We start from the raw sequence: 22,191 nt of genomic DNA, 5'->3' as shown, positions 1-22,191 counted from the left end.
TGCACCGGCTCCCCGGCACGCCGCTTGACTTGCGTCTTCCCCACGCCATTTCGGCTTTAACGCTGGGGCCGGCCTTTCTCGGCTCCTGCGCAGGCGGTGGGAGGAGACATGCGCAACGCGGTTATCATCACAACCTTGGGTGCGGCGCTACTGGGCGCCGGCCCGGCCATGGCGCAGCAGAGCTATCCGGGGACAGTCACCAGGGCGAACCCCGGCACCGGCGATGTCACTCTGACGACGGGCAAGACCTATCGCGTCAGCAAGCCTGTATTGCTCTATGGGCTGATGCCCGGCGCCCATGTCGTGATAACGGTCGCGCCCAACGGAACCGTCGGTATCCGGCAGAATGAAGGCTATCGCGACGAGGCGATGAGCCAGCAGCAATGAAGCCCGGTCTCGCGACCGTCAGGGACAACGCCAGGTCAGCTGCCCATAGGCATTGACGACCTGATAGCAGCCGGGACGCGGCGCGACGACCACCACGGGTGGTCGCACCACGACGGGCGGCGGGACGACCACGACCGGCGCCGGGTGATAATAGGGCGTCCGGCGGGCAACGCCGGCATAGCTCATCGGCGTCAGCGGCCGGCCAACGACAGCCTCGGCCTGGGGCATCAGCGAGCCGGAACGGAGCGCAGCCCAATCGACGGGAAGCACGGCGAGGCCGGTCAGCAGGCCAAGCCCGAGCGCGGCGATGCGGGAAAGCTTCAGGGTCATTTCAAATCTCCCTTCGCGGCGGCACTCGGCGGGACCTCGTCCATTTCGCCCAGCGCGGCGAAATCGACCTTCTCGGCGCCCTTTGGCGCGGTGAAGGCGAAGGCATCGGCGGCAAAGTTCGGCGCCGTGTTCCAGCTCTTGATGCGGATCGTATATTCCGGCGCGGCGGCGACGGCCTTGCTGGTGATGACGAATTGGCGGGGGATTGGATGCTCCCCGATTTCGACCCAGAGCTGCCAGTCGGTGTCGAGCGTGCGGAAGGCGAGATGCTCGCACTCGACACCGTCGATCACGCCGCGTCCTATATGCCGGCCATCGATCACGCCGCCCATCAGCGCGTCATAGGCATTGGAGGAGATGAGGTCGGCCGCTGGCAGTTCCGCTCCCGCCTGCCGCAGTCCCGCGACGATATCGTCGATCGTGCCGCCCTCAATGGGCAATTGGGCATAGCGGTTCAGATTGCGGCCGAGCAAGGTGAACAGCTTGCCGTCGCTCACCGCCTCGACATCGGCATAGCCGCCGACGCGGTGGGCGCGGAACTGGTTCGGCCGGTTGAGATCCAGCGATCCCGAGGACGCGAACCGGATCTTCTCGATCTCAGGCGTCACGACCTCGATCGAGGTGTCGAAGGTCATCGCGATCGTCTTCTGGCTCGCGACATAGTCGGACATCGCTTTGACGATCGCCGAAGCGTCGTCGGCAGCATGAACCGGGCCGGCCAAAGCGAGCCCGAGGACGGGCACCACGAGGGCGCCGACGGCGCGGCGCAGGACGCGGGCCACCCGGTTTGCGTAAACAGCACCCATCATCTCACTCCTCCCGAGTTGATACGGCGTGGGCGCATCGACCTAACCACCAATGCCGCGTCTTGGCGAACGAATTTGTCGCGAGGTGAGGCCGCGTCGCTAGTGGCTATGTTCGCTCGCATGGATGCGGCGCGCGATAAAGCCGGCGATCGACGGGCCGAGCAGCACGATCAGGAAGAAGCGCACGACCTGCAGCGCCATGACGAAGGAAATGTCGACGGGCGTCGCGGCGGCGATGATCGCGATCGAATCCATTCCTCCGGGGCTGGTTGCCAGATAGGCGGTGAGCGGATCGACGCCGAGAAGATGAACGAGCAGCAGGGCAAGGCCGCCGCAAAAGGCGATCAGCACGGCGATCGAGAGAATGAGATGCGGCAGGATCCGGGCGGCATGGCGCACGATCGCGTGGGTGAAGCCGAGACCGATGCGCCAGCCGATCAGCGCATAGCCGATCGAGAGCAGCCATTCCGGCAATTGGATCGCCAGCGTTCCGGTCGCATGCAGCGCGGCGCCCACCACCATCGGCACCAGCATGGTGCCGGACGGAATGCGCGAGACCCGGCCGATGAGCGTCCCGATGACGGCTACCGCGACCGTACCGCCGAAGGCGGCTGCGTCGATCGGTGGGAACCAGACGGTCTCGGGACGCGGCGCGCCGGAGAGGTCGACGAAGAAGCCGGCCAGGATCGAAGCGGAGCCGGCGACCATGACGACGCGCAGATATTGCATCAGCGCGACGAGCCGCGCATCGGCGCCGAAAGCCTCGGCCATCAGCACCATCGCCGAGGCGGCGCCGGGCGAGGAGCCCCAGACCGCCGTCGTCCCCGGCAGGATGCGGCGCCGGCTCATGACATAGCCGAGGGAGCTCGAGGCGATGATGGTGGTGGCGACGATGGCGATGAACAGCGGCCAGTCGGAGAGAAAGGTCCCGACGATGCCGGGCGTGATCGCCGAGGCGATCAGCATGGCGACGATCGCCTGTGCGGCGATCGCCAGCGGATCAGGAACGCGGATGGTCGCGCCGCCGACACCGGCCGCGATCCCAGCGGCCATCGGCCCCAGCAACAGCGCCGCGGGCAGGCCGGCGGCAAAAAGCAGGGCCGCGAGCCCGACCGAGCCGGCGACGAGGCCGACCCATTGGAGGGGGCGCGGCCAGAGGCCGATCGGCGGGAAAAAGCGGGAGAGGGACATGGAAGGGCCTTGTGCAGGCGCAGCATAGCATCAACGCGGGAGCGGAGAACCCGAATGCATCGCAATTGGCGATGGCTGGCTTCGTGCTATAGATCTCGCATCTCTTCGTGGATGCCGATCATGATGAACTTCGTTCCCGCCGCACCCGTTCTGCTCGCCTATATCCTGGCGGTGGTGGCTCTGATCCTGACGCCCGGACCGGACATGACGCTGTTCCTCGGCAAGGCGGTCAGCCAGTCGCGCATGGCCGGCGTCGCGGCCATGCTGGGCAATTCCCTCGGGCTGGTCATCCACACCGTGCTGGTCGCGATCGGCCTCGCCGCGCTGCTCGCCGCCTCGGTCACGGCGTTCACGGTCCTCAAAGTCGTCGGCGCGGCCTATCTGGCCTATCTCGCCTATCAGGCGATCCGCCACGGCTCGGCCCTGACGCTGGGCGGCAATCGTACGGCCGCGCCGCTTTACCGGGTCTTCCTGCACGGGCTGACGGTCAATCTGCTCAACCCGAAGATCATCGTCTTCTTCGTGACCTTCCTGCCGCAATTCGTCCTGCCGGGCGATCCGCATGCGAGCGGCAAGCTGATGTTCCTCGGCCTGCTCTTCGTGGCGGTCTCGATCCCCATGAGCCTGCCGATGATCTACTTCGCCGGCTCGATCGCGGATTTCCTGAAGCGCTCGCCCAAGGCGACGCGGGCCGTCGATTATCTGTTCGCCACGGTGCTCGGCGGCTTCGCGGTGCGGCTCATTCTGGCGCAGACGAAATAGGGCGGTTCACGCCCGCGCCGTGCCCCGCTACCAGCCAATAGGCGAAGCCGGCGGCGAGCCCGGCTGCGAGCGGCGGCAGGAATTCCGTGTTGCCTGGAAAGGCGAAGAGGTGGACACCGAGTCCGATCCCGCCGCCGAAGATCATCCAGGCGATCACTGAGCGGATGGCGAGGATTTCCGAGAGCACGATGCCGGCGAGGAAGGGCAGGGCGGCGGTTTGCGCGATGCCGGCGATCAGGATCATCACTGGCTCGACGATGATCGGAATGAAGTGGCCGGGGCCGCCCCATAGATCCTGTTCGCGAAAGCCGAAGGCGGCGAGATAGACGAAGATCGCCGTCGCGATCGCCGCCATGAAGCCGATCGGGATCAGGAACAGGATGCGCAGGAAGGCGCGCATCGGCTACTCGTCCGCGTCGCCGGCCATCATCGCCTCGAGCGCCAGGCGCTCGCGGGCGCGCATTCGCTCGCTCTCGCTCTTCAATTGCCCACAGGCGGCGAGGATATCGCGCCCACGCGGCGTGCGGATCGGCGAGGCATAGCCGGCGCGGTTGACGATGTCGGAGAAGGTCTCGATCGTCTCCCAGTCCGAGCACTGGTAGTTGACGCCCGGCCAGGGATTGAACGGGATCAAATTGATCTTGGCCGGGATACCCTTGAGCAGGCGAACGAGTTCGCGCGCATCGGCCGGACTGTCATTGACGTCCTTCAGCATCACATATTCGAAGGTGATGCGGCGGGCGTTGGAGAGGCCGGGATAGTTGCGACAGGCTTCCAGCAGTTCGGCGATCGGGTATTTCTTGTTGAGCGGCACGAGCATGTCGCGCAGATCGTCGCGCACGGCATGCAGCGAGATCGCCAGCATCGAGCCGATTTCGGCGCCGGCGCGCGGGATCTCGGGCACGACGCCCGAGGTCGACAGCGTGATGCGTCGCTTCGACAGCGACAGGCCCTCGCCGTCGGAGGCGATCAGCAGCGCCTCCTTGACGTTGTCGAAATTATAGAGCGGCTCGCCCATGCCCATCATGACGACGTTCGAGACGAGGCGGCCTTCGCTGGGAACGGATGTGCCGACCGGCGTCGACGTGTCGGGGAAATCGCCGAGCCGGTCGCGGGCGACGAGGATCTGGCCGACGATCTCCTCGGCCGTCAAATTGCGCACCAGCTTCTGCGTGCCGGTATGGCAGAAGGAGCAGGTCAGCGTGCAGCCGACCTGGGAGGAGACGCAAAGCGTGCCGCGGCCGATCTCGGGAATATAGACCGTCTCGATCTCGACCGGGCGGCCGGCGCCGCGCGGGGGAAAGCGCATCAGCCATTTGCGCGTCCCGTCCTCGGACACCTGCTCGGTGACGATCTCGGGACGCTTCAGCGTGAAGGCGCTGGAAAGCGTCGCGCGCATATCCTTCGAGACGTTGAGCATGTCGCCAAAATCGGTGACGCCGCGCGCATACATCCAGTTCCAGAGCTGCGACGTGCGCATGCGAATCTGCTTGCGCTCGACGCCGATGCGAGCCAGCTCCGCACCAATGCCCTCGCGCGAAAGGCCGATCAGCGAGGGCTTTTCGGAATGCGGCGATCGGGCGGCGGGCGGTGCCGTGGTGAGCGGTGCGGTCATCAATGTATCCGGATAAGGGCCGGGGGCGTCCATATCGTGGCGCCGATAGGCCAATTTGGCCGCCTCATACCACAAATCGGCAGTATTCGGGAATGCTTCAGATGAGGGCAGAGCGGCGCGTGATCAAGACGGGGCAGCCAACCGCTGTGAACAATCGGCTTGCCTTCCGTGCATGTCTACTTATCTCTTTCCACAGGAAGAAATATTGTATAATATATCTATGGAAAGAGAGGCGTTATGCGGATTTCGACATCCTCCATTCCGGCCGCCGCACCTGAGGCCGGGCTGGTCTTAACCAAGGCCGCCATCCGCGCCGCCGATCGGCTCCGCGTCACGGCGCGTATCCTCGCCACGATCATCGGTGTCAGCGAGGCGACGATATCGCGGATGAAGCGCGCTGAATTCGCGCTGGAGCCGGGCACCAAGCCGTTCGAACTCGCGGTGCTGTTCACACGGCTATTCCGCTCGCTGGATGCGATCGTGGGCGGCGACGATGCCGTGGCGGCGGCGTGGCTCACCCAACCCAATCTGGCGCTGGCCGCCCGGCCGATCGAAAAGATTCAGAGCGTGATCGGACTTGTCGATGTCATCGCCTATCTGGACGCGCGTCGCGCTCTCGTCTGAGTTCCGGCGATTTGACGGTTCGTGCTGGCGCCTGGTCGAGGCGCAGCACCGCGTCTCGACGCTGAAGCTGACCGATACGCTTGCCGAGCAGGCGATCCTCGAGGATCTGATCGAGGACACCAAGCCGGCGATCCCGCCGGAGTGCCGTCATCTCGATTTTCTGCTGGCGACGCCCTTCCGCTATGGCGCGCCCTATCCGCACGGATCCCGCTTCCGCCGGGCCGGCCGGACCCACGGCGTCTATTACGCAGCCGAGACCGCCGCGACCGCCGTTGCCGAGATGGCGTTCTACCGTGTCCTGTTCTTCGCGGAATCGCCGGCGACGCCATGGCCCTCCGACGCGGCCGAATATACGGCTTTCGCCGTAGCTGTCGCGACGGATCGCCTGCTCGATCTGACGATTGCACCGCTGTCGGCCGATGAAGCGATCTGGACGGACCCGACCCGCTATGCCGGCTGCCAGGCCTTGGCCGATGCGGCGCGCGAGGCGGGTGCGGATGCGATCCGATATCGCTCGGTTCGAGATCCGGCCGGAGGCGCCAACCTGGCGCTCCTGTTCTGCCAGGCCTTCGCCCGCCCGGCGCCGACCGAGCGCCAGACCTGGCGCATGCGATTGAGCGCGTCCGGCGTCCAGGCGCTGTGCGAGTTCCCGCGTCAGGCGCTGGAATTCCCCCGCGCCGCTTTCGCCTCCGACCCGCGCATCACGGCGCTCAACTGGGAACGCGGGTCGCGCTGACGGCAGCGCCAAGCCCGGGCTGCCGTCAGGCAGGAACGGGCAGGCGCTCTTCCTCCCGCTGCTATTCGACCGGGCCGATCATGCTCGAATCCTCGACGCCGAGCGCCTCGGCGGAGAGCCAGAACACTTCGCCCTCGCTCTCCTCCGTATCGAGCCAGAGGAAATCGAGGGCCGGAAACTCCGCCTCGAGGATCTCGCGGCCCGTGCCGATCTCGCACAGGAGGCCGCCGCCAGGGTTCAGATGATCCGGCGCCGCGGCGAGGATGCGGCGGACGATGTCGAGCCCGTCCAGGCCGGAGCCGAGCGCCATGGCCGGCTCATGCCGGTATTCCTCCGGCAGTTCGTCCATCGCGATCCCGTCGACATAGGGCGGGTTGGTGAGGATCAGATCGTAGCGCTTCTCCTCGATCGGCGCGAACAGATCGCCCTCATAGAGCTCGATCCGCCCGCCAAGACCCTTGTCGCCCACATTGATGCGCGCGACGTCGAGCGCGTCCGGCGACAGGTCGATCGCGTCGATCTCGGCATTTTCGAAGACACCGGACGCCAGGATGGCAATGGCGCCGGAGCCGGTGCAAAGGTCCAGCACCGTCTCGATCGAATCCGTATCCTCGACTAGCGAGAACTCGTCCCCGCCAAAGAGGTCGGAATAGAGGATCTCGCCGATATAGGAGCGCGGAACGATCACCCGCTCATCGACATAGAACGGTATGCCGAGCTGGTAGGCGCGCTTCAGGAGATAGGCGAGGGGCTTGCGGGTGGTGACTCGCGCCTCGATCAGCGCGACAAGATGCGCGCGCTCTTCCGGCAGCAATCGCGCGTCCAGATAGGGCTCGAGCTGGTCGATCGGCAGCTTCAGCCCTTCGAGCACCAGATAGGCCGCCTCGTCGAAGGCGGTCGATGCGCCATGGCCGAACGCAAGGCCAGCGGCGTTGAAACGGCTCACCGCATAGCGGAGGATATCGCGGACGGTGAGCAGTGTGTCGGCGGGGGCGGGTTGGGGCAATTGCGTCTCTCAGGCATGGATGAGGTCGCGGCTGGCTCTATCAGGTTGGAGCCGGATGCGCACCCCCGCCGGCCCGGCTTTCGCCGGGCGCGGCCGAATACCTCGCCAGAAGCGCGCCTCAGGTCGTCAGCTTGCCGTTGGGGCTCAGCTTGTCGACCGCGTCGGGCAGATATTGCGCCAGCATACCCGAGATCTGGTCCAGCGGGATGCCGAACTGCGTCGCGAGCTTCTGCAGTTCCGCATTGCCCAGCGCGCCCCGGATCTGCTCGACATCGATCGGCAGATTGCTGCCATTGCCGAGCCAGGAAGCGACCTGCGCCCCGAGCCCGGAGGTTTGCAGGTGATCGAGCACGCCCTGCAGGCTACCGAACTCCGTCTTGGCGAGCGCGTTATTCAGCGTCTGGCCGAGCGAACTCGGATCGCCATCCTTTCCGCCCAGTCCCTGCAGCACGCTATTCAGCAATCCGTCGAACATACCCATGGTCGTTCTCCTTCTGGACCGCTACTGGCCCTTGGCCTTCAGACGCTTGTTGCAGTCGCTCCAATATTGCGGCCACTTGGCGCCGGTTGCCAGCGTGCCCGCCTTCTTGGCGGCCTGCCATTCGGCACCGCAGGAGCGCATGCGCGCCCAAGCAGCCTTCTGGCCCGGTGTCGGTTCACGCTTGCCGGTAACGGCCGGCTTGTTCGGGTCGACCTTGGCAGCGACTTCCGGATCGGGCAGCGGCGCGCCGAGATCCTCGTCATCCGCCTTGGTTGCCTTCGCTGCCTTGGCCTTCGGAGGCGTCGCCTCATCCGGATGGGCGGCGGCATAGTCCTTGGCGCACTGGCTCCAGAATTTCGGCCAGGTCTGGCCGGCCGGAACCTTGCCATCGGCCTTCAGCTTGGCCCATTCATCCGAACAGGCAGCCATGGCTGGCGACTTGCCCTTGCCGCTCGTGGCGGCCATGTCGTCGGCGGGCGCGGGGGCCGTTGCCGGCTTCGCAGCCGCCTTGGTCTTGGCTGGCGGGGGCTCGGCGGGCGGCGGCGCGGTCTTGTCGGCAGCGGCGGCGGCATCGGCGGGATGGGCCGCGGCGTAGTCCTTGGCGCACTGGCTCCAGAACTTCGACCAGGTCTGCCCGGCCGGGACCTTGTCGTCGGCCTTCAATTGCGCCCATTGGTCGGAGCAGGACTGCATGGCCGGAGATGTGGCGGCCGAGGCAGAGCCGGCAGCAAGGAGGCCGAGGGCCAGTCCGGCGCCGGCGAGCGCTAGCCGTAGTGAAAGCGTCATGGTGCGATGTCCTCCGATGCCCAGCGCCGGAATGGCGCTTCGCCGCCCTTGGCGGACAGGGAACATCGCGCCGCCTCCAGTGTCAACGATCCTGATTGCAGCATCGAAGCGCGAAACCGTGCGGCGAAACGAGCCTCGCCGCACGGGTCTTGCCGGAACGCGGCGGTTCTATTTGCCGGCGTCGCCGCCGTTCTTCGCCAGCCAGGCCTTCATGAAGGTGATCTCGCCCTCCTGGGCCTTTATCACCGCCTCGGCGAGCTTGCGGATTTCCGGATCCTTGCCGTATTCGAGCTCGACCTTGGCCATGTCGATCGCGCCCTGATGATGCGGGATCATGCCGCGCACGAAATCGACATCGGCATTGCCACTATAGGGGATCATCATCCCCTGCATCATGGTCTGGTCGGCCTCGCGAAACGCCTTCGTCGAGGGGCTTTCGTCGGAAGACATCCCCTGCATCGGCATCTTGCCGTGATCCATGCCTTCGGCGCTCGCCAGCGCGAGCGGCGTCGTGAAGACAGCCGCGAGAGCTGCCAGTCGGATCCATTTCTTCATGTCACTATCTCGAATATTCGCAGAGCGGGCATGAGCCTTCGGCCGCCGCGGCCCGCGCGCGGTCGGCCTTGCGCAACCTGGAGAATGTCAGGCGCGGGGAGGCGGCAGCTCGGGACCGGGCGCGGCGCCGATCGGCAGGCGGTCCGAAGCCGGGCGCGGCAGGCGGGTCCGGTTGCCGTCCGGCAGACGCAGCGCGATCTCGCCGCTCTGGCTCGCCGCCGGAAGGAGGAGGCAGCAGACCGCAATCTGAATGGGCATCGCCGGGCGATCCGGCACCGCGCCATGCATCGCGCCGCCGGTCAACGCATGCGGACAGCCTTGCATGCCTTCATGGCTCGGCATCCCCATGGCCGGCACAGTACCGGCGATCGCCAGGGACAGGAAAATAAGACAGGCCGTGAGGAAGCGGAAAGCGCGCTGCATGAGGGTGAGATGGCGTTGCCTGTGGCCAAGGTCAAGCGCCGAACCGTGCCGGTGGCTCGCCCGGTCCGGCGCGGCATCCGGCTATTGATTGGTCGCCGGCGGCGCGGCCGGGGCGGTCTCGGCTGGAGCGCTGGCAGGCGCCTTGGCTTGCTCCCGCTCGATCTGTTCGAGGTCGTCCTGCTTGAGATTGTTCATCTCCTCGGCCATGGCGGGCGCAGCCATAAGCAGGAAGGAGGCCGCGAGGAGGGAGAGCTTTGGCAGGGTGGTCATGGGGAACTCCCGAGCGCCGGAAAGCCGTGCCATCCGGTGGTGACGAGCCGAGGCTACCACGCGGGAGGCACAGCCGCCATTGGTGGACAGGGGACGGTCAGCCGAGGCGCCTCTGCAGGAAGACGAGATCGAGCCGGCGGCCGAACTTGAAGCCGAGCTCCGGCATGCGCGCCGTCTCCTTGAAGCCCTGGCGTTCATGCAGGCGGATCGAGACCGCGTTGTCAGCGGTGATGCCGGCGACCATCACGTGCTTGCCCGCGGCCGTGGCATGATCGATCAGCGCCGCCAGCAGCGCCTTGCCGGCACCCTGGCCACGCGCCGCGGCCGCGACATAGATCGAGTTCTCGACCGTGAAGCGATAGCCCTGGAAGGGGCGGAAATCGCCATAGGAGGCATAACCGAGGACGGCGCCCTCCGCCTCCGCGACCAGCACCGGGAAGCCCTGCCGGCTGCGAGCCTCGAACCAGGCCTTGCGGTTGCCCAGATCGACTTTATCGTCGTTCCAGATCGCCGTCGTGTTGGCGACGGCGTCATTATAGATGGCGAGGATGGTGGGAAGGTCCGCCTCGCGCGCCTCACGGATCTGCATGGCTCAGGCCTTTCCGATCGCCTTGTAGAAAATCGTGGCGCCCGACGGGCGGCCGTCCGGCGTCAGGGCATAGCCCGGTATCGTGCCGACCTCCGTCCAGCCGCAGGCGGCGTAGAGCTGGTGGCCGGCGCTGTCCGTCTCGGTATCGAGCACGAGCAGCGTCCGTCCGGATTCAGTTGCCGCGGCCTCGGCCGCTGCCAGGAGCGTCCGCCCGAGGCCGCGCCGCCTGGCGCTCGAATGCACCAGCATCTTGCCGATATCGGCCCGATGCGGCTGGTTGGGCTGCGGGGCGAAGGTCACGACCACCGTGCCGACGATCCGTCCGTCCGATTCCGCGACGATCAGGATGCGCCGCCCCTCGGCGATGAGCGGGATCTGGCCGCGCCAGAACGTCTCGGCCTCGTGCGCCGCGAAGCCGGCCATGAAATTCACCGAGGCGCCGCCCGCCACCGCGTCGGTCAGCAGCGCGCCGAGTTCAGCCAGCGCGCCTTCAGCCTCCGCGGCGGAAAGACGCCTTATCCGGGCGCCCGGTTCACTTGCCCGGTACGAAGCTTCTTCCGGCATGGTCCTCGCGCCCGTCTCTTTTGCCTGAGTTCCTATCGCCCCGCCGGCTTGCCGCTGTCAATTGGCCGGATAAGCCCGCTTTCGGCGCTTTGCGGGGCGATGGCGTGATGCTATGGAGCGCGCCATGACGAAAGCGCCCCTCGCCAATATCCGCAATTTCTCGATCGTGGCCCATATCGACCACGGAAAATCGACCCTCGCCGACCGGCTCATCCAGTTGACCGGCGGGTTGTCGGATCGCGAGATGACCAATCAGGTGCTCGATTCGATGGATATCGAGCGCGAGCGCGGCATCACCATCAAGGCGCAGACCGTCCGGCTCGACTACAAGGCCAAGGACGGCAAGACCTATGTCCTCAATCTGATGGACACGCCCGGCCACGTCGACTTCGCCTATGAGGTTTCGCGCTCGCTCGCCGCCTGCGAGGGCGCGCTGCTGGTCGTCGACGCCTCCCAGGGGGTCGAGGCGCAGACGCTGGCCAACGTCTATCAGGCGATCGACAATAATCTCGAGATCGTCACCGTCCTGAACAAGGTCGATCTCCCCGCCGCCGAGCCGGAGCGCATCCGCGCCCAGGTCGAGGAAGTGATCGGCATCGACGCCTCGCGCGCCGTGCTGATCTCGGCCAAGACCGGCCTCGGCGTCGAAAACGTGCTGGAGGCGATCGTCACCGATCTGCCGCCGCCCCAGGGCGATCCGGATGCGCCGCTGAAGGCGCTGCTGGTCGATAGCTGGTACGACACCTATCTCGGCGTGATCGTGCTGGTGCGCGTTATCGATGGGCACCTGAAGAAGGGCGCGCATATCCGCATGATGCGCGCGGACGCCGCCTATGATGTCGAGCGCGTCGGCTTCTTCACGCCGAAGATGATCGCCGTCGACAGCCTTGGCCCGGGCGAAATCGGCTTCTTCACCGGCTCGATCAAGGAAGTCGCCGATACGCGCGTCGGCGACACCATCACCGACGACAAGAAGCCGACGGCCGAGGCGCTGCCGGGCTTCAAGCCGGCGCAGCCGGTCGTGTTCTGCGGCCTGTTCCCGGCCGATGCGGCGCAGTTCGAGGAACTGCGCGCCGCCATGGGCAAATTGCGCCTCAACGACGCGTCGTTCTCGTTCGAGATGGAAACCTCCGCCGCGCTCGGCTTCGGCTTCCGCTGCGGCTTCCTGGGCCTCCTGCATCTGGAAATCATCCAGGAGCGGCTGGAGCGCGAGTTCAACCTTGACCTGATCGCCACCGCGCCGTCGGTCATCTACAAGATCCTGCTCACCGATGGCTCCGAGATGGAGCTGCACAATCCGGCCGACATGCCGGATCCGATGAAGATCGAGGAGATCGCCGAGCCCTGGATCCGCGCCACGATCCTGACGCCGGACGAATATCTCGGCGCGATCCTGAAGCTGTGCCAGGACCGGCGCGGCGTGCAGGCCGACCTTTCCTATGTCGGCAACCGCGCCATGGTCACCTATGATCTGCCGCTCAACGAAGTCGTGTTCGATTTCTACGACCGGCTGAAGTCGATCTCCAAGGGCTATGCCTCGTTCGACTATCATTTGACCGACTACAAGGCCGGCGACCTCGTCAAGCTGCAGATCCTCGTCAACGCCGAGCCGGTCGACGCGCTCTCCATGCTCGTCCACCGCAGCCAGGCCGACAAGCGCGGCCGCGCCATGTGCGAAAAGCTGAAGGATCTGATCCCGCAGCACCTCTTCGTCATCCCGATCCAGGCGGCCATCGGCGGCAAGATCATCGCCCGCGAAACCGTCAAGGCGATGCGCAAGGACGTGACGGCCAAATGCTATGGCGGCGACATCACCCGCAAGCGCAAGCTCCTCGACAAGCAGAAAGAGGGCAAGCGGAAGATGCGGCAGTTCGGCAAGGTCGATATCCCGCAGGAAGCGTTTATTGCGGCGTTGAAGATGGATGAGTGAGGGGGGAGAGCTTCTGCTCGCTTGTCTTCGGTCGACGCCAAGCCGACGATCGCAGCGTCTATTAGTGCGATGGCCACAGGATGCTTATCCCCGTTCAGGAGATCGTGTCGTTCGGTTAAATCGCTCTGTCGAGCCAAACGCCTACTTTGAGTTGAAGTTCCCCAAATGTTGCGGCAATCTAGCTGTAGCAAAAAAGGGGGATGCATGGCCAAATCTACTGCGAAGCTAGAAGACGCAAGTTTTCCTCTTACCAAAGCGAAATTGAAGCGATTGATCATACGGAATTTCCGGTGCATCGGGCCGGATCCCGTGAGCATCGATCTCGACGATATCGTCGTTCTCGTAGGTCCGAACAATGCTGGGAAGAGTACCATTCTTCGTGCCTACGAAGTTGTGATGCTGCATGGCAGCACCGAGGGGAGACTTAAGCTCGAAGATTTTCCCGGGGAGCGTCTCGATTCCGATCAGTTGCCGGAGATCGAACTCCAAACCTATATTTGGGATGATCTGCCGGCCGCCCAATGGCTTCATGTAGAGGAGGGAACCGGGAAACAATACATTCGCGAGCGTTGGCGGTGGGAGGAGCCGGGCAAAGACCCCAAGCGTCAGGGACACCGTTCCGGAGCCGACGATTGGGATGATCGCGTTCCATGGGGCGCGCCAGGCGTGGCCAATAGTCGACGGCCTATCCCTCATCGGGTCGATGCTTTTGCAAGTCCCGACGAACAAGGCGACAAAATCACAAAGCTATTGCAGGAGATTCTTACCGAACGCGCTACGCGAGCGAACGGCGATGAGGTGTCCAGCATTGAAAAGCTGTCTGAACAAATACGGCTGCTCCAAAAGGAGATAGCCGAGCAGAGTAAGGACGATATTGACGAGATCCAGAAATCCCTATCAGATTACATAGGTGATATTTTTGTTGGTTTTAAAGTTCAGCTTGACACCCGTTCTGAACAAATTACCGACAAATCGATAAATCTATTCGGCACGAAGCCGATAATCCGTATGGGCCTCGATGGCGGACACATGGCGCCGCTCGACAAACAGGGTAGCGGAGCGCGCCGGACACTGCTCTGGTCCGCGCTAAAACTCGCCGCGGAGAGACAGCCCGAGCAAAAGAAGGGGAAGAAAGTCGAGAAGTCGGAGAAAGTTGCAGGCGAAGAAGAGACAGTCGAACCGCGTCGCCCACATGTGCTGCTGCTAGATGAGCCAGAGATCTGCCTGCATCCAGCAGCCATTCGCGATGCGTGCCGTGTGCTCTATGATCTAGCCGGCAGCAAGACCGGCTGGCAGGTCATCGTGACGACGCACGCGCCGCCGTTCATCGACGTTTCGCGCGACAACACGACGATCGTTCGAGTTGAGCGCAACGAAGGAGGCGCAATCGCTGGCACAACCGTCTTTCGGCCGGATAGGGTAAAGCTCAGTGAAAACGACAAAGAACTACTAAAGCTCTTGAACCGATGGGATCCTTACGTGGCTGAGCTTTTCTTCGGCGGCCGCACGATCGTGGTCGAGGGTGATACAGAGTTCTCTGCTTTCCGGGAGCTAGCCGACCAGGAGCCGGCGCGTTATCGCAACGTCTTTGTGGTGCGCGCGCGGGGAAAATACATCATTCCGATACTCATGAAGATACTGAATCATTTCGGTGCACCTTATTCGGTGCTCCACGATACGGACCGGCCGACCAACCAAGATGGCAGTGCCAACAGCGCTTGGACTGCCAATCAGGCAATCCTAGCGGCGGCTAACGCAGCCCCTGATCCTACAAGAGTTCGTCTTGCAGCCAGTGTGATAGACTTCGAACATGCGATGTTCGGCACGTCTGAGTCGAGCGACAAACCGTTCAAAACTGTGATGCTCATTCGCCGGGACCAGTCCGCACGACAGCGGGTCAAGGAAGCCCTCGATTTCCTTTTATTCGAAACAAATGAATCGCCGGCTGGTATCGTGCCTTGGACCTCGATCGATCAGCTTGAGCGTGCCGCCGCAGCCGACGCGTAATGCGCCGTCTCCGTGGAACGGGGACGGCGGCGGCATCCGCCCGGTGTCAGCTCGCACCCGCCCCGAAAACACAAGGGCGTTTTCGATCCGCCCTCCAGGGGCGGGTTAAAGAGGAGACTGTGCCGGGTGCTGCGGCTTTGGGGGTGGCAGGCCTGTCTGCGCTTTCCCGCCTTGCGTTGTAGAGTGCCTTCAAACAACGCACGGCGCCTAACCCGCCCCTGGAGGGCGGGTCGAAAGTGCGGAGCACTTTCGGGGCGGGGGTAGCTTCGGCGCTTGCCGAAGCGTTCTTGGCCGGCTGGTTGGGTGCGGTGTGGGGATTGCTGTTGCGGTCCGAGACCGGCCCATCGGCCTCAGCCCCCGCCCCGAAAACGCCGAGGCGTTTTCGACCCGCCCTCCAGGGGCGGGTTAAGGGGGAGACTGTGTCGGGCGCCTCGGCTTGGCTAAGGATCGTCTCTTCACGCGGAGCCTGGACCCAGCGCCACGGTTTCGACGATCACGCGGCACACACCCTCCAGATTGCTTACCACATCAACGTTGGTGAAGCGCAGAACGCGGTAGCCCTGGGTTTGTAGCCATGCGGTACGGCGGAGGTCGGCGGCGATGGTCTCGTCCTCGAAATGCTGGCCGCCGTCGATTTCCACGATCACGCGATGCGCGGGACAGAAGAAATCCACGATGAACGGGCCGATCGGAACCTGACGACGGAATTTCAGTCCTTCGAGTTTCTGGTCGCGAATCTCCGACCAGAGCCGAAACTCGGGCTCCGTCATTTTCTTTCGCATGGATCGGGCGAAACCACGCAGGCGCGGATCGGCTGGATGGCCTGGCATGGTGCACACCTTGTTCAACCTCGAAGTGTGCCATAGGGCTTTGTATCCGCAACCCGCCGCTCCGCAACGACGCACGGCGCGTAACCCGCCCCTGGAGGGCGGGTCGAAAGTGCGCAGCACTTTCGGGGCGGGGGTAGCTTCGGCGACTGCCGAAGCGTTCTTGGCTGGCAGGCTGGATGCGTTGCTGGTCGTTGAGGCCTGAGACCGGCTCGTCCGCCTCAGCCCCCGCCCCAAAACCGCTGACGCGGTTTTGACCCGCCCTCCAGGGGCGGGTTCAAGCGGAGACCGTGATGTCGGGGAGCGTAACCTATTGGTGTCGCAACTCAATCAAAAGAATCTATCCCCGCCCCCTCCCACCGGGCGCATACTCCCTTCATCCCCGCCTATCGAAGAGGGCGAACCGGTCGTTCCGTTTGCGGGCGGGGCTCGGCGGGCTGTGAAGGCGGGGTGTAACGAACCTCAGCCATCATGGCGGCCGGAACTCCGATGCGCCGGGTCCGTACACGCGGGCCAGTGGCGGGCGTCCGCCTTTCCGTAAGGAGGATCCGGGCGTGGGAATTGCCGCCGGGTGACCCAGCACCGAAACACCCACGGTCCGTCGGTACCGGTTGGAAAACCTGTCGGCGCGGGGCGCCGGCTGCCCGTCACGGGCGGCTCGGGCAACCCACTCGAAATTCATCGCCGGCGCGCCGCCCGCGCGCGGGCCTCCGGCCGCCCCGCGCGACCTCTTCGGTTCACCCTGGCGGCGACAAGCCGGCGGGGATTTTCGGGCTGGGGCTGTGGTGCGTCTTGAAAGCAAGGCCCTCACCCCGGCCCTCTCCCGCGTCGCGGGCGAGGGGGCGCTGACGATCAGCCGGGAGCTTGATGAAGCGCGCAGACCGGACTCCCTCTACCGCTTGCGGGAGAGGGTTGGGGGTGAGGGCTTGCTTTGTCGGGAAGAGAAGCACGCTTCGGCTTTGCCGAAGCTAGCCCCTCCCCGAAAACGCGATGCGTTTTCGACCCTCCGGCAAGGGGAGGGTTCAAGAAGGCGCGCGCCGCATCGCCGCCGCCAAACAAAAAGGGCAGACACGAGGCCTGCCCTTCGAAATCAGGGAGCTCGGAAAGGCTCAGTTGGTTTTCGGCTGGGGCACGACGCGCAGATAGGGCTTCACGGTCTTCCAGCCGCCGGGGAACTTCTCCTTGGCCGCCTCGTCGGAGACGGAGGGGACGATGATCACGTCGTCGCCCTTCGTCCAGTTGACCGGCGTCGCGACCGAGAATTTGGCGGTGAGCTGCAGGCTGTCGATGACGCGCAGGATCTCGTCGAAATTGCGCCCCGTCGAGGCCGGGTAGGTCAGCGATAGCTTGAGCTTCTTGTCCGGGCCGATGACGAAGACCGAGCGGACCGTCGCCGTGTCGGAGGCGTTGGGATGGATCATGCCATAGAGATCGGCGACCTTCTTGTCATGGTCGGCGATCAGCGGGAAGTTCAGCGTCGAGCCGGTCGCGTCCTTGATGTCGGCGACCCAGGCGCCATGGTTCGAAAGCTGGTCGACCGAAAGGCCGATCACCTTGACGCCGCGCTTGTCGAACTCGGGCTTCAGCTTGGCGACCTCGCCGAGCTCGGTGGTGCAGACCGGGGTGAAGTTCTTCGGATGCGAGAACAGCACGCCCCAGCCGTTGCCGAGCCATTCATGGAATTTGATCTTGCCTTCGGTGGTGTCGGCTTCGAAATCCGGGACGATGTCGCCAAGATTGAGTGCCATGATCGAACTCCTTGCCAAGTCGCTTATAGCGGGTCCGGAAGGCGGGCGGCAGCGAACGCCGTGCCCGATCCTTCGGATGTCAGTCCCCTTTTTATCGCGCCGCCGGAAACCCGGCAATCGCGGAATTGACGCCCGTTTGAGGATGGATTGCTAGAAAATGTCACAATAACGTAATATCGTTCCGACGATGGCGCCGATCTCCGCGCTATGCGCAAAAATCGTCCGCATGTGAGGCGCGTGCAGATGACGAATGAATCGTTAACGCGAATGCGCGATGATGCCCGGCGGGCCGGGATGATGAGGATGACAGGCATGATCGCGCGGCGGATCGGAACCTTGCTGCTTGGATTTTCGTTTGTCGGCCCGGCTCTGGCCGACCCAATCGACACGACCCCGGCCAAGATCCTGTTCTCGCAGATGAACACGCCGATCCCGCTGGAGGCCCGCTCGATCGGCTCCTATGCCAAGGGCTGCCTCGCCGGTGCCGTGGCGCTGCCGGTGAGCGGCCCCGACTGGCAGGCGATGCGCCTGTCGCGCAACCGCAATTGGGGTACGCCGGAACTCGTCGCCTTCACTGAGGATCTCGCGGCGAAGTCGAAGAAGCTCGACAGCTGGCCCGGCCTCCTCGTCGGCGACATGGGCCAGCCGCGCGGCGGCCCGGCGCTGACCGGCCATGCCAGCCACCAGATCGGCCTCGATGTCGACATCTGGCTGACGCCGATGCCGAAGCGCCTGCTCTCAGCCGACGAGCGCGAGACGATGGCACCGGTCAACATGGTCAACGAGAAGGCGCGGACGATCAACGCAGCCGGCTGGACGAGCGGCCAGTTCAGGCTGATCCGGCGCGCGGCGCTCGACCCGCATGTGGCGCGCATCTTCGTCAATCCGGCCATCAAGAAGCAGCTCTGTGTCAGCGCCGGCGCCGATCGCGCCTGGCTCGGCAAGGTGCGGCCCTGGTGGGGCCATACCTATCATTTCCACGTCCGCCTCGATTGCCCGGCCGATATGGCGAGCTGCGTGCCGCAAAAGGCGCCGCCTGCCGGCGATGGCTGCGGCGCCGAGCTTGATGCATGGCTGCAGCCGCCCAAGCCCGTCAAGCCGACGAAGCCGACCAAGCCGGCCGTCAAGCCGCGCCCGCTGATGCTGACCGACCTTCCGGCCGCCTGCCGCGAGGTGCTGCTCGGCGCCCCGCCCGGCATCAAGCCGCAGCCGACGCTCGCCATTTCCGCGCCCCGGTCGGCGCCGGTTCAGGCGGCCGATACATCCGCGGACGATGCGACCGAAAATCCGGTCGATGCGGCCGTTCCGCCGCAGAGGCCGAACGGCACGCTCTATTGAGGCCTCAGCCGGCCGGCGACACCCAGTGCCGCATGGTCGGCAGGCTGCGCTCATAGGGCAGGGCGACGGGCAGCCGGGCGCCCAGTTCGGCCGCGGCGCGCCAGGGCCAGCGCGGGTCGGCGAGAATGGCGCGGGCGAGCGCCACCATGTCGGCGCGCCCCTCGGCGACGATCGCCTCGGCTTCCGTCGGCTTGGTGATCAGCCCGACGGCGCGGGTTGAAATCCCGGCCCGGCTTTGGATCGCCTCGGCGAGATGCGTCTGGTAGAGCGGCTTCAGCGGGATATGGGCGTCGTGAACATTGCCGCCCGAGGAAGCGCAGATATAGACGGCGCCGGCCTCCTTCAGGGCACTGGCGACCTCGACGGCTTCGTCGATCTCGAAGCCGCTGGCCGTCCATTCGCTGGCCGAGAGGCGGACGCCGACGAACATCGTCTCCGGCAGGGCGGCGCGCACGGCCCTGGTCACCTCGACGATGAGGCGCATGCGGTTTTCGAGGCTGCCGCCATAGCGATCCTCGCGCCGGTTGGAGATCGGCGAAAGGAATTCATGCAGCAGGTAGCCATGCGCGCCATGGATCTCGACGAAATCGAGCCCGGCGCGTTCGGCCCGCTTGGCGCTCGAAACGAAATGTCCGATCAGGACCTCGATGCCGGCCTCGTCCAGCGCCTCAGGGACCTGCCAGCCGGGAGCAAACGGAATGGCGGAGGGCGCAATCGTCGGCCACGGATCCTCGTCGGCAGCGAGCGATCCGCCGCCCATCCAGGGCAACCGTGTCGAGGCCTTGCGGCCGGCATGGGCGAGTTGGATGCCGAACACGGCGCTGGGCAATGCCCATCGACGGGCGATGGCGAGCTTGGCGGCGATTGCTGCCTCGTTCGCGTCGGAATAGAGGCCGAGGCAACCATGGGTGATGCGGCCGCGCCGCTCGACGCCCGTCGCCTCGAAGGTGATCATGGCCGCGCCGGAGAGGGCGAATTGCGACCAGTGCTGGATATGCCAGTCTGACGGCGTGCCGTCATCGGAGGAATACATGCACATGGGCGCGATCGCGATGCGGTTCGAAAGGGTCACCGGGCCGAGGGCGAGCGGCGAGAAGAGAGCGGAGGTCATGACGGTTCCATGCGGGGAGGGGAGAAGGCGGAACAGGAATGCGGCAGAGGTTTCACCCCGAGGCGACGCGCCACCAGCCGGCAATGGCATGCCGCGGCCGATGGGCCGGCAGCACCTCATGCGGGATATGCTCGGACAGCATCAAGACGACCCGGCCGGCGCGCGGGACTATCTCCAGCGCCGGCGGCTCGACATCCTCCGGCGAATTCCAGAGCCGCAGTGCGCCGCCATGTTCGGGCAGCCAATCGGGATCGAGATAGGTCACGAACGAGACCACGCGGTTGCGCGTCCCCGCGAGAGCGTCGAGATGGCGCTTGTAGAAGCCGCCGACAGGGTAGGCGATGAAGTGGCACTCGAAATGAAACAGACCGAGGAATAGCTGCCTGTTGATCGCAACGCGGATCGTCTCGGCCAGCGCGAGCAGGTCGCGCTCGGCCGCGTCTTCGCCGTTCAGCCAATGGATGGCAGCCTGTCGGATGGCGTGGACGACCTGGCGTCCGCCCTCGCGGCCAACTCCGGCCGTGGCGAGCGCGCCCTCCGACTGGAGTTTCGCTAGCCGCGCGAGCAGGCGGCCCGCCAGCGCCGCGCCGATAAGGTTATCGGCGACGGCATAGCCGTCCGAAGCGAGGCGGCCAATAGCCGCCTCGATCGCATCCGCCCGCTGTTCGGGACCGTTTACGATTGCGCTCACGCGGCGGCGACGCCCGTGCCGATCGGACAGGCAACGCCGGTGCCGCCGAGGCCGCAATAGCCGGCCGGGTTCTTCGCGAGGTATTGCTGATGATAAGCCTCGGCGAAATAAAAGCTCGGCCGCTCGATGATCTCGGTGGTGATCGCGCCGAGGCCGCTCTTGGCAAGCTCGGTCTCATAGAGATCGCGGACGCGTTCAGCCGCCAGCCGCTGCGCATCGCTGCTTACATAGATCCCGGAGCGATATTGCGTACCGACATCATTGCCCTGGCGCATGCCCTCAGTCGGGTTGTGACTCTCGAAGAAGCGCTTCACCAGCGTCTCATAGGAGATCCGCTTCGGATCGAACACGACAAGGACGACCTCGTTGTGGCCGGTGAGGCCGGAGCAGACTTCCTCATAGGTCGGGTTCGGCGTTTCGCCGCCAGCATAGCCGACCGCCGTCACATGGACGCCGTCCAGCGTCCAGAACGCCCGCTCGGCGCCCCAGAAGCAGCCGAGACCGAAGACAGCCGTCTCCAGCCCGGCCGGATAGGGGCTGGCCAGGGCGCGATGGAGAACGAAATGCAGGCCCGGCTCGACAATCGGCGTCGCCCGGCCGGGGAGTGCGGCTCCAGGGGCGGGCATGCGGGTCTTGCGGGCGAAGAGGTCGAGAATGTTCATGGCTAGTCTCCGCGTTGGGGGTCGGAGGAAAGAAGCATTTGCAGTGATCAGGCGACGGCGGCGCGGAACGGCAGCGGCTTGCCGGCAATAACCAGAAGGGCACCGACCGCCCCGAAGAACAGCCAGACCGGCAGTGTTAGCAGGAACTGGATCAGGGGATACCAGACCCAGCTGCCGACATAGACTTCGACATGGCTAGCCACCGCTGCCTGCGCGGCGGCAAGGCTGGAGGGATCGAAGGCGAACCAGGCCTGGCCAAGCGGCGTCACCGTAAGCGTCGAGGCGGCGATTGATTTTGTCCCGTCCACCACCAGCGCGATCACCGCGCCGGCAATGGCGAAGAGACCGGCAAGACGGACGAGGAAGCGGAACATGAGATGCCTTGCACCGCGATGAGCGTTTTCAGGATGGCCTACAGATAGGGTGACTTGGTCGTTTCGGCAATCGGCTGGGGAACAGTTGGCCGCATTCGGCAGGAAGCCGTATCCATATCCCCCCGTGCCCTTGCATGGTTCGCTCGCTTCGTGATAGCGCAACGCTCGTTCGCGCTTGCCGGCTCCACCGGCAATTCGCTGCGGATCGCCCTGCCTGTACGGCAGGCGACCCGAAGCCGGCGAAACGCGACAGCCGGGCTAACGCGCCCGGACGACGGAGGGGTGGCCGAGTGGTTGAAGGCGCACGCCTGGAAAGTGTGTATACGGGAAACCGTATCGCGGGTTCGAATCCCGCTCCCTCCGCCAGGTTTCTCCGAT

26 protein-coding genes and 1 tRNA gene are annotated in these 22,191 nt (G+C 65.1%); 8 read left to right on the top strand and 19 right to left on the bottom strand.

What is annotated here, in order from left to right:
• Positions 1 to 108: 108 nt before the first annotated feature.
• A complete protein-coding gene (locus OSH05_RS05885; RefSeq protein WP_104217131.1) occupies positions 109 to 387 on the top strand; it encodes a hypothetical protein in 279 nt (92 codons plus the stop codon).
• Between the two features lie 18 nt (positions 388 to 405).
• Here OSH05_RS05885 and OSH05_RS05880 read toward each other — a convergent pair whose 3' ends face one another.
• The 3 genes from OSH05_RS05880 to OSH05_RS05870 form a co-directional block, all read right to left on the bottom strand.
• On the bottom strand, positions 406 to 717 hold the full coding sequence (locus tag OSH05_RS05880) for a hypothetical protein (RefSeq protein WP_104217132.1): 312 nt from the start codon (positions 715 to 717) through the stop codon (positions 406 to 408).
• Positions 714 to 1,526 carry a DUF2092 domain-containing protein gene (locus tag OSH05_RS05875; RefSeq protein ID WP_104217133.1) on the bottom strand — a complete coding sequence of 271 codons (813 nt, stop codon included), beginning with the start codon at positions 1,524 to 1,526 and terminating at the stop codon, positions 714 to 716. The genes OSH05_RS05880 and OSH05_RS05875 overlap by 4 nt, the downstream gene beginning before the upstream one ends.
• A gap of 96 nt (positions 1,527 to 1,622) precedes the next feature.
• A complete protein-coding gene (locus tag OSH05_RS05870) occupies positions 1,623 to 2,714 on the bottom strand; it encodes an AbrB family transcriptional regulator (protein ID WP_104217134.1) in 1,092 nt (363 codons plus the stop codon).
• A 120-nt stretch (positions 2,715 to 2,834) separates the two neighbouring features.
• On the opposite strand from OSH05_RS05870, the gene OSH05_RS05865 reads away from it, so the two are divergent.
• On the top strand, positions 2,835 to 3,476 hold the full coding sequence (locus OSH05_RS05865; RefSeq protein ID WP_323181374.1) for a LysE family translocator: 642 nt from the start codon (positions 2,835 to 2,837) through the stop codon (positions 3,474 to 3,476).
• On the opposite strand, the gene OSH05_RS05860 is transcribed toward OSH05_RS05865, so the two are convergent.
• Together OSH05_RS05860 and rlmN are read right to left on the bottom strand one after the other, a co-directional pair.
• Complete coding sequence (locus OSH05_RS05860) at positions 3,454 to 3,876, bottom strand: hypothetical protein (RefSeq protein WP_104217135.1); 423 nt, start codon at positions 3,874 to 3,876, stop codon at positions 3,454 to 3,456. The genes OSH05_RS05865 and OSH05_RS05860 overlap by 23 nt on opposite strands.
• 3 nt (positions 3,877 to 3,879) lie before the next feature.
• Positions 3,880 to 5,091, bottom strand: coding sequence for a 23S rRNA (adenine(2503)-C(2))-methyltransferase RlmN (gene rlmN / locus OSH05_RS05855; protein ID WP_104217136.1), 1,212 nt, complete (start codon positions 5,089 to 5,091; stop codon positions 3,880 to 3,882).
• A gap of 237 nt (positions 5,092 to 5,328) precedes the next feature.
• Between rlmN and OSH05_RS05850 the strand changes: the two genes are divergently transcribed.
• Together OSH05_RS05850 and OSH05_RS05845 are read left to right on the top strand one after the other, a co-directional pair.
• Positions 5,329 to 5,715 (top strand): MbcA/ParS/Xre antitoxin family protein, encoded by a 387-nt coding sequence (locus OSH05_RS05850; RefSeq protein ID WP_104217137.1) that lies wholly within the window; start codon positions 5,329 to 5,331, stop codon positions 5,713 to 5,715.
• On the top strand, positions 5,675 to 6,451 hold the full coding sequence (locus tag OSH05_RS05845) for an RES family NAD+ phosphorylase (RefSeq protein ID WP_104217138.1): 777 nt from the start codon (positions 5,675 to 5,677) through the stop codon (positions 6,449 to 6,451). The genes OSH05_RS05850 and OSH05_RS05845 overlap by 41 nt, the downstream gene beginning before the upstream one ends.
• Before the next feature lie 61 nt (positions 6,452 to 6,512).
• Here OSH05_RS05845 and prmB read toward each other — a convergent pair whose 3' ends face one another.
• From prmB to OSH05_RS05805, 8 genes are all read right to left on the bottom strand, one after another.
• Positions 6,513 to 7,457 (bottom strand): 50S ribosomal protein L3 N(5)-glutamine methyltransferase, encoded by a 945-nt coding sequence (gene prmB / locus OSH05_RS05840; RefSeq protein WP_104217139.1) that lies wholly within the window; start codon positions 7,455 to 7,457, stop codon positions 6,513 to 6,515.
• A gap of 118 nt (positions 7,458 to 7,575) precedes the next feature.
• The gene (locus OSH05_RS05835; protein WP_104217140.1) at positions 7,576 to 7,938 is read right to left on the bottom strand and encodes a YidB family protein; all 363 of its coding nucleotides are present in this window, start codon (positions 7,936 to 7,938) and stop codon (positions 7,576 to 7,578) included.
• Between the two features lie 21 nt (positions 7,939 to 7,959).
• The gene (locus tag OSH05_RS05830) at positions 7,960 to 8,724 is read right to left on the bottom strand and encodes a hypothetical protein (RefSeq protein ID WP_266352086.1); all 765 of its coding nucleotides are present in this window, start codon (positions 8,722 to 8,724) and stop codon (positions 7,960 to 7,962) included.
• A gap of 168 nt (positions 8,725 to 8,892) precedes the next feature.
• Positions 8,893 to 9,279 carry a CopM family metallochaperone gene (gene copM, locus OSH05_RS05825; RefSeq protein WP_104217142.1) on the bottom strand — a complete coding sequence of 129 codons (387 nt, stop codon included), beginning with the start codon at positions 9,277 to 9,279 and terminating at the stop codon, positions 8,893 to 8,895.
• Positions 9,280 to 9,366: 87 nt separating this feature from the next.
• Positions 9,367 to 9,702, bottom strand: a complete 336-nt coding sequence (locus OSH05_RS05820) for a hypothetical protein (RefSeq protein WP_104217143.1) — start codon at positions 9,700 to 9,702, stop codon at positions 9,367 to 9,369.
• A gap of 81 nt (positions 9,703 to 9,783) precedes the next feature.
• On the bottom strand, positions 9,784 to 9,972 hold the full coding sequence (locus OSH05_RS05815; protein ID WP_104217144.1) for a hypothetical protein: 189 nt from the start codon (positions 9,970 to 9,972) through the stop codon (positions 9,784 to 9,786).
• 97 nt (positions 9,973 to 10,069) lie between these two features.
• A complete protein-coding gene (locus tag OSH05_RS05810) occupies positions 10,070 to 10,561 on the bottom strand; it encodes a GNAT family N-acetyltransferase (RefSeq protein ID WP_104217145.1) in 492 nt (163 codons plus the stop codon).
• Between the two features lie 3 nt (positions 10,562 to 10,564).
• Positions 10,565 to 11,125 carry a GNAT family N-acetyltransferase gene (locus OSH05_RS05805; RefSeq protein WP_104217146.1) on the bottom strand — a complete coding sequence of 187 codons (561 nt, stop codon included), beginning with the start codon at positions 11,123 to 11,125 and terminating at the stop codon, positions 10,565 to 10,567.
• Between the two features lie 124 nt (positions 11,126 to 11,249).
• On the opposite strand from OSH05_RS05805, the gene lepA reads away from it, so the two are divergent.
• Together lepA and OSH05_RS05795 are read left to right on the top strand one after the other, a co-directional pair.
• Positions 11,250 to 13,055, top strand: a complete 1,806-nt coding sequence (gene lepA / locus OSH05_RS05800) for a translation elongation factor 4 (protein ID WP_104217661.1) — start codon at positions 11,250 to 11,252, stop codon at positions 13,053 to 13,055.
• A 165-nt stretch (positions 13,056 to 13,220) separates the two neighbouring features.
• Positions 13,221 to 15,062, top strand: a complete 1,842-nt coding sequence (locus tag OSH05_RS05795) for an ATP-dependent nuclease (protein WP_323181373.1) — start codon at positions 13,221 to 13,223, stop codon at positions 15,060 to 15,062.
• Between the two features lie 455 nt (positions 15,063 to 15,517).
• On the opposite strand, the gene OSH05_RS05790 is transcribed toward OSH05_RS05795, so the two are convergent.
• The gene (locus OSH05_RS05790; protein ID WP_104217148.1) at positions 15,518 to 15,892 is read right to left on the bottom strand and encodes an endonuclease domain-containing protein; all 375 of its coding nucleotides are present in this window, start codon (positions 15,890 to 15,892) and stop codon (positions 15,518 to 15,520) included.
• 1,106 nt (positions 15,893 to 16,998) lie between these two features.
• On the bottom strand, positions 16,999 to 17,637 hold the full coding sequence (locus OSH05_RS05785) for a peroxiredoxin (protein ID WP_104217150.1): 639 nt from the start codon (positions 17,635 to 17,637) through the stop codon (positions 16,999 to 17,001).
• A gap of 303 nt (positions 17,638 to 17,940) precedes the next feature.
• Between OSH05_RS05785 and mepA the strand changes: the two genes are divergently transcribed.
• The gene (mepA, locus tag OSH05_RS05780; RefSeq protein ID WP_104217662.1) at positions 17,941 to 18,975 is read left to right on the top strand and encodes a penicillin-insensitive murein endopeptidase; all 1,035 of its coding nucleotides are present in this window, start codon (positions 17,941 to 17,943) and stop codon (positions 18,973 to 18,975) included.
• 4 nt (positions 18,976 to 18,979) lie between these two features.
• On the opposite strand, the gene OSH05_RS05775 is transcribed toward mepA, so the two are convergent.
• From OSH05_RS05775 to OSH05_RS05760, 4 genes are read right to left on the bottom strand one after another with little or no spacing between them, the layout of a single operon-like run.
• Positions 18,980 to 20,086, bottom strand: coding sequence for an NADH:flavin oxidoreductase/NADH oxidase (locus OSH05_RS05775; RefSeq protein WP_104217151.1), 1,107 nt, complete (start codon positions 20,084 to 20,086; stop codon positions 18,980 to 18,982).
• A gap of 52 nt (positions 20,087 to 20,138) precedes the next feature.
• Positions 20,139 to 20,777 (bottom strand): 2OG-Fe(II) oxygenase, encoded by a 639-nt coding sequence (locus tag OSH05_RS05770; protein ID WP_165801430.1) that lies wholly within the window; start codon positions 20,775 to 20,777, stop codon positions 20,139 to 20,141.
• Positions 20,774 to 21,439: a peptide-methionine (S)-S-oxide reductase MsrA gene (msrA, locus tag OSH05_RS05765; protein ID WP_104217153.1), complete on the bottom strand. Its 666-nt coding sequence runs from the start codon at positions 21,437 to 21,439 to the stop codon at positions 20,774 to 20,776. Before msrA ends, OSH05_RS05770 begins: the two co-directional genes overlap by 4 nt.
• A gap of 47 nt (positions 21,440 to 21,486) precedes the next feature.
• Positions 21,487 to 21,813, bottom strand: a complete 327-nt coding sequence (locus OSH05_RS05760; protein WP_104217154.1) for a hypothetical protein — start codon at positions 21,811 to 21,813, stop codon at positions 21,487 to 21,489.
• A 276-nt stretch (positions 21,814 to 22,089) separates the two neighbouring features.
• Between OSH05_RS05760 and OSH05_RS05755 the strand changes: the two genes are divergently transcribed.
• Positions 22,090 to 22,179: transfer RNA gene (locus OSH05_RS05755), tRNA-Ser, on the top strand.
• Positions 22,180 to 22,191 lie beyond the last annotated feature (12 nt).

Source organism: Kaistia algarum (genome assembly GCF_026343945.1).
Taxonomy (GTDB): domain Bacteria; phylum Pseudomonadota; class Alphaproteobacteria; order Rhizobiales; family Kaistiaceae; genus Kaistia; species Kaistia algarum.
This window is presented reverse-complemented; position numbering and strand designations above follow the sequence as displayed.

Coding starts and splice junctions, on each gene's coding strand:
- OSH05_RS05850 (WP_104217137.1), top strand. CDS start 5,329: ATGCGGATTTCGACATCCTCCATTCCGGCCGCCGCACCTGAGGCCGGG.
- OSH05_RS05810 (WP_104217145.1), bottom strand. CDS start 10,561: ATGCAGATCCGTGAGGCGCGCGAGGCGGACCTTCCCACCATCCTCGCC.
- copM (WP_104217142.1), bottom strand. CDS start 9,279: ATGAAGAAATGGATCCGACTGGCAGCTCTCGCGGCTGTCTTCACGACG.
- OSH05_RS05775 (WP_104217151.1), bottom strand. CDS start 20,086: ATGACCTCCGCTCTCTTCTCGCCGCTCGCCCTCGGCCCGGTGACCCTT.
- OSH05_RS05835 (WP_104217140.1), bottom strand. CDS start 7,938: ATGGGTATGTTCGACGGATTGCTGAATAGCGTGCTGCAGGGACTGGGC.
- OSH05_RS05815 (WP_104217144.1), bottom strand. CDS start 9,972: ATGACCACCCTGCCAAAGCTCTCCCTCCTCGCGGCCTCCTTCCTGCTT.
- OSH05_RS05885 (WP_104217131.1), top strand. CDS start 109: ATGCGCAACGCGGTTATCATCACAACCTTGGGTGCGGCGCTACTGGGC.
- OSH05_RS05790 (WP_104217148.1), bottom strand. CDS start 15,892: ATGCCAGGCCATCCAGCCGATCCGCGCCTGCGTGGTTTCGCCCGATCC.
- msrA (WP_104217153.1), bottom strand. CDS start 21,439: ATGAACATTCTCGACCTCTTCGCCCGCAAGACCCGCATGCCCGCCCCT.
- OSH05_RS05820 (WP_104217143.1), bottom strand. CDS start 9,702: ATGCAGCGCGCTTTCCGCTTCCTCACGGCCTGTCTTATTTTCCTGTCC.
- mepA (WP_104217662.1), top strand. CDS start 17,941: ATGACAGGCATGATCGCGCGGCGGATCGGAACCTTGCTGCTTGGATTT.
- rlmN (WP_104217136.1), bottom strand. CDS start 5,091: ATGACCGCACCGCTCACCACGGCACCGCCCGCCGCCCGATCGCCGCAT.
- OSH05_RS05865 (WP_323181374.1), top strand. CDS start 2,835: ATGATGAACTTCGTTCCCGCCGCACCCGTTCTGCTCGCCTATATCCTG.
- OSH05_RS05880 (WP_104217132.1), bottom strand. CDS start 717: ATGACCCTGAAGCTTTCCCGCATCGCCGCGCTCGGGCTTGGCCTGCTG.
- lepA (WP_104217661.1), top strand. CDS start 11,250: ATGACGAAAGCGCCCCTCGCCAATATCCGCAATTTCTCGATCGTGGCC.
- OSH05_RS05795 (WP_323181373.1), top strand. CDS start 13,221: ATGTTGCGGCAATCTAGCTGTAGCAAAAAAGGGGGATGCATGGCCAAA.
- OSH05_RS05875 (WP_104217133.1), bottom strand. CDS start 1,526: ATGATGGGTGCTGTTTACGCAAACCGGGTGGCCCGCGTCCTGCGCCGC.
- OSH05_RS05870 (WP_104217134.1), bottom strand. CDS start 2,714: ATGTCCCTCTCCCGCTTTTTCCCGCCGATCGGCCTCTGGCCGCGCCCC.
- OSH05_RS05760 (WP_104217154.1), bottom strand. CDS start 21,813: ATGTTCCGCTTCCTCGTCCGTCTTGCCGGTCTCTTCGCCATTGCCGGC.
- OSH05_RS05785 (WP_104217150.1), bottom strand. CDS start 17,637: ATGGCACTCAATCTTGGCGACATCGTCCCGGATTTCGAAGCCGACACC.
- OSH05_RS05805 (WP_104217146.1), bottom strand. CDS start 11,125: ATGCCGGAAGAAGCTTCGTACCGGGCAAGTGAACCGGGCGCCCGGATA.
- OSH05_RS05845 (WP_104217138.1), top strand. CDS start 5,675: ATGTCATCGCCTATCTGGACGCGCGTCGCGCTCTCGTCTGAGTTCCGG.
- OSH05_RS05860 (WP_104217135.1), bottom strand. CDS start 3,876: ATGCGCGCCTTCCTGCGCATCCTGTTCCTGATCCCGATCGGCTTCATG.
- OSH05_RS05830 (WP_266352086.1), bottom strand. CDS start 8,724: ATGACGCTTTCACTACGGCTAGCGCTCGCCGGCGCCGGACTGGCCCTC.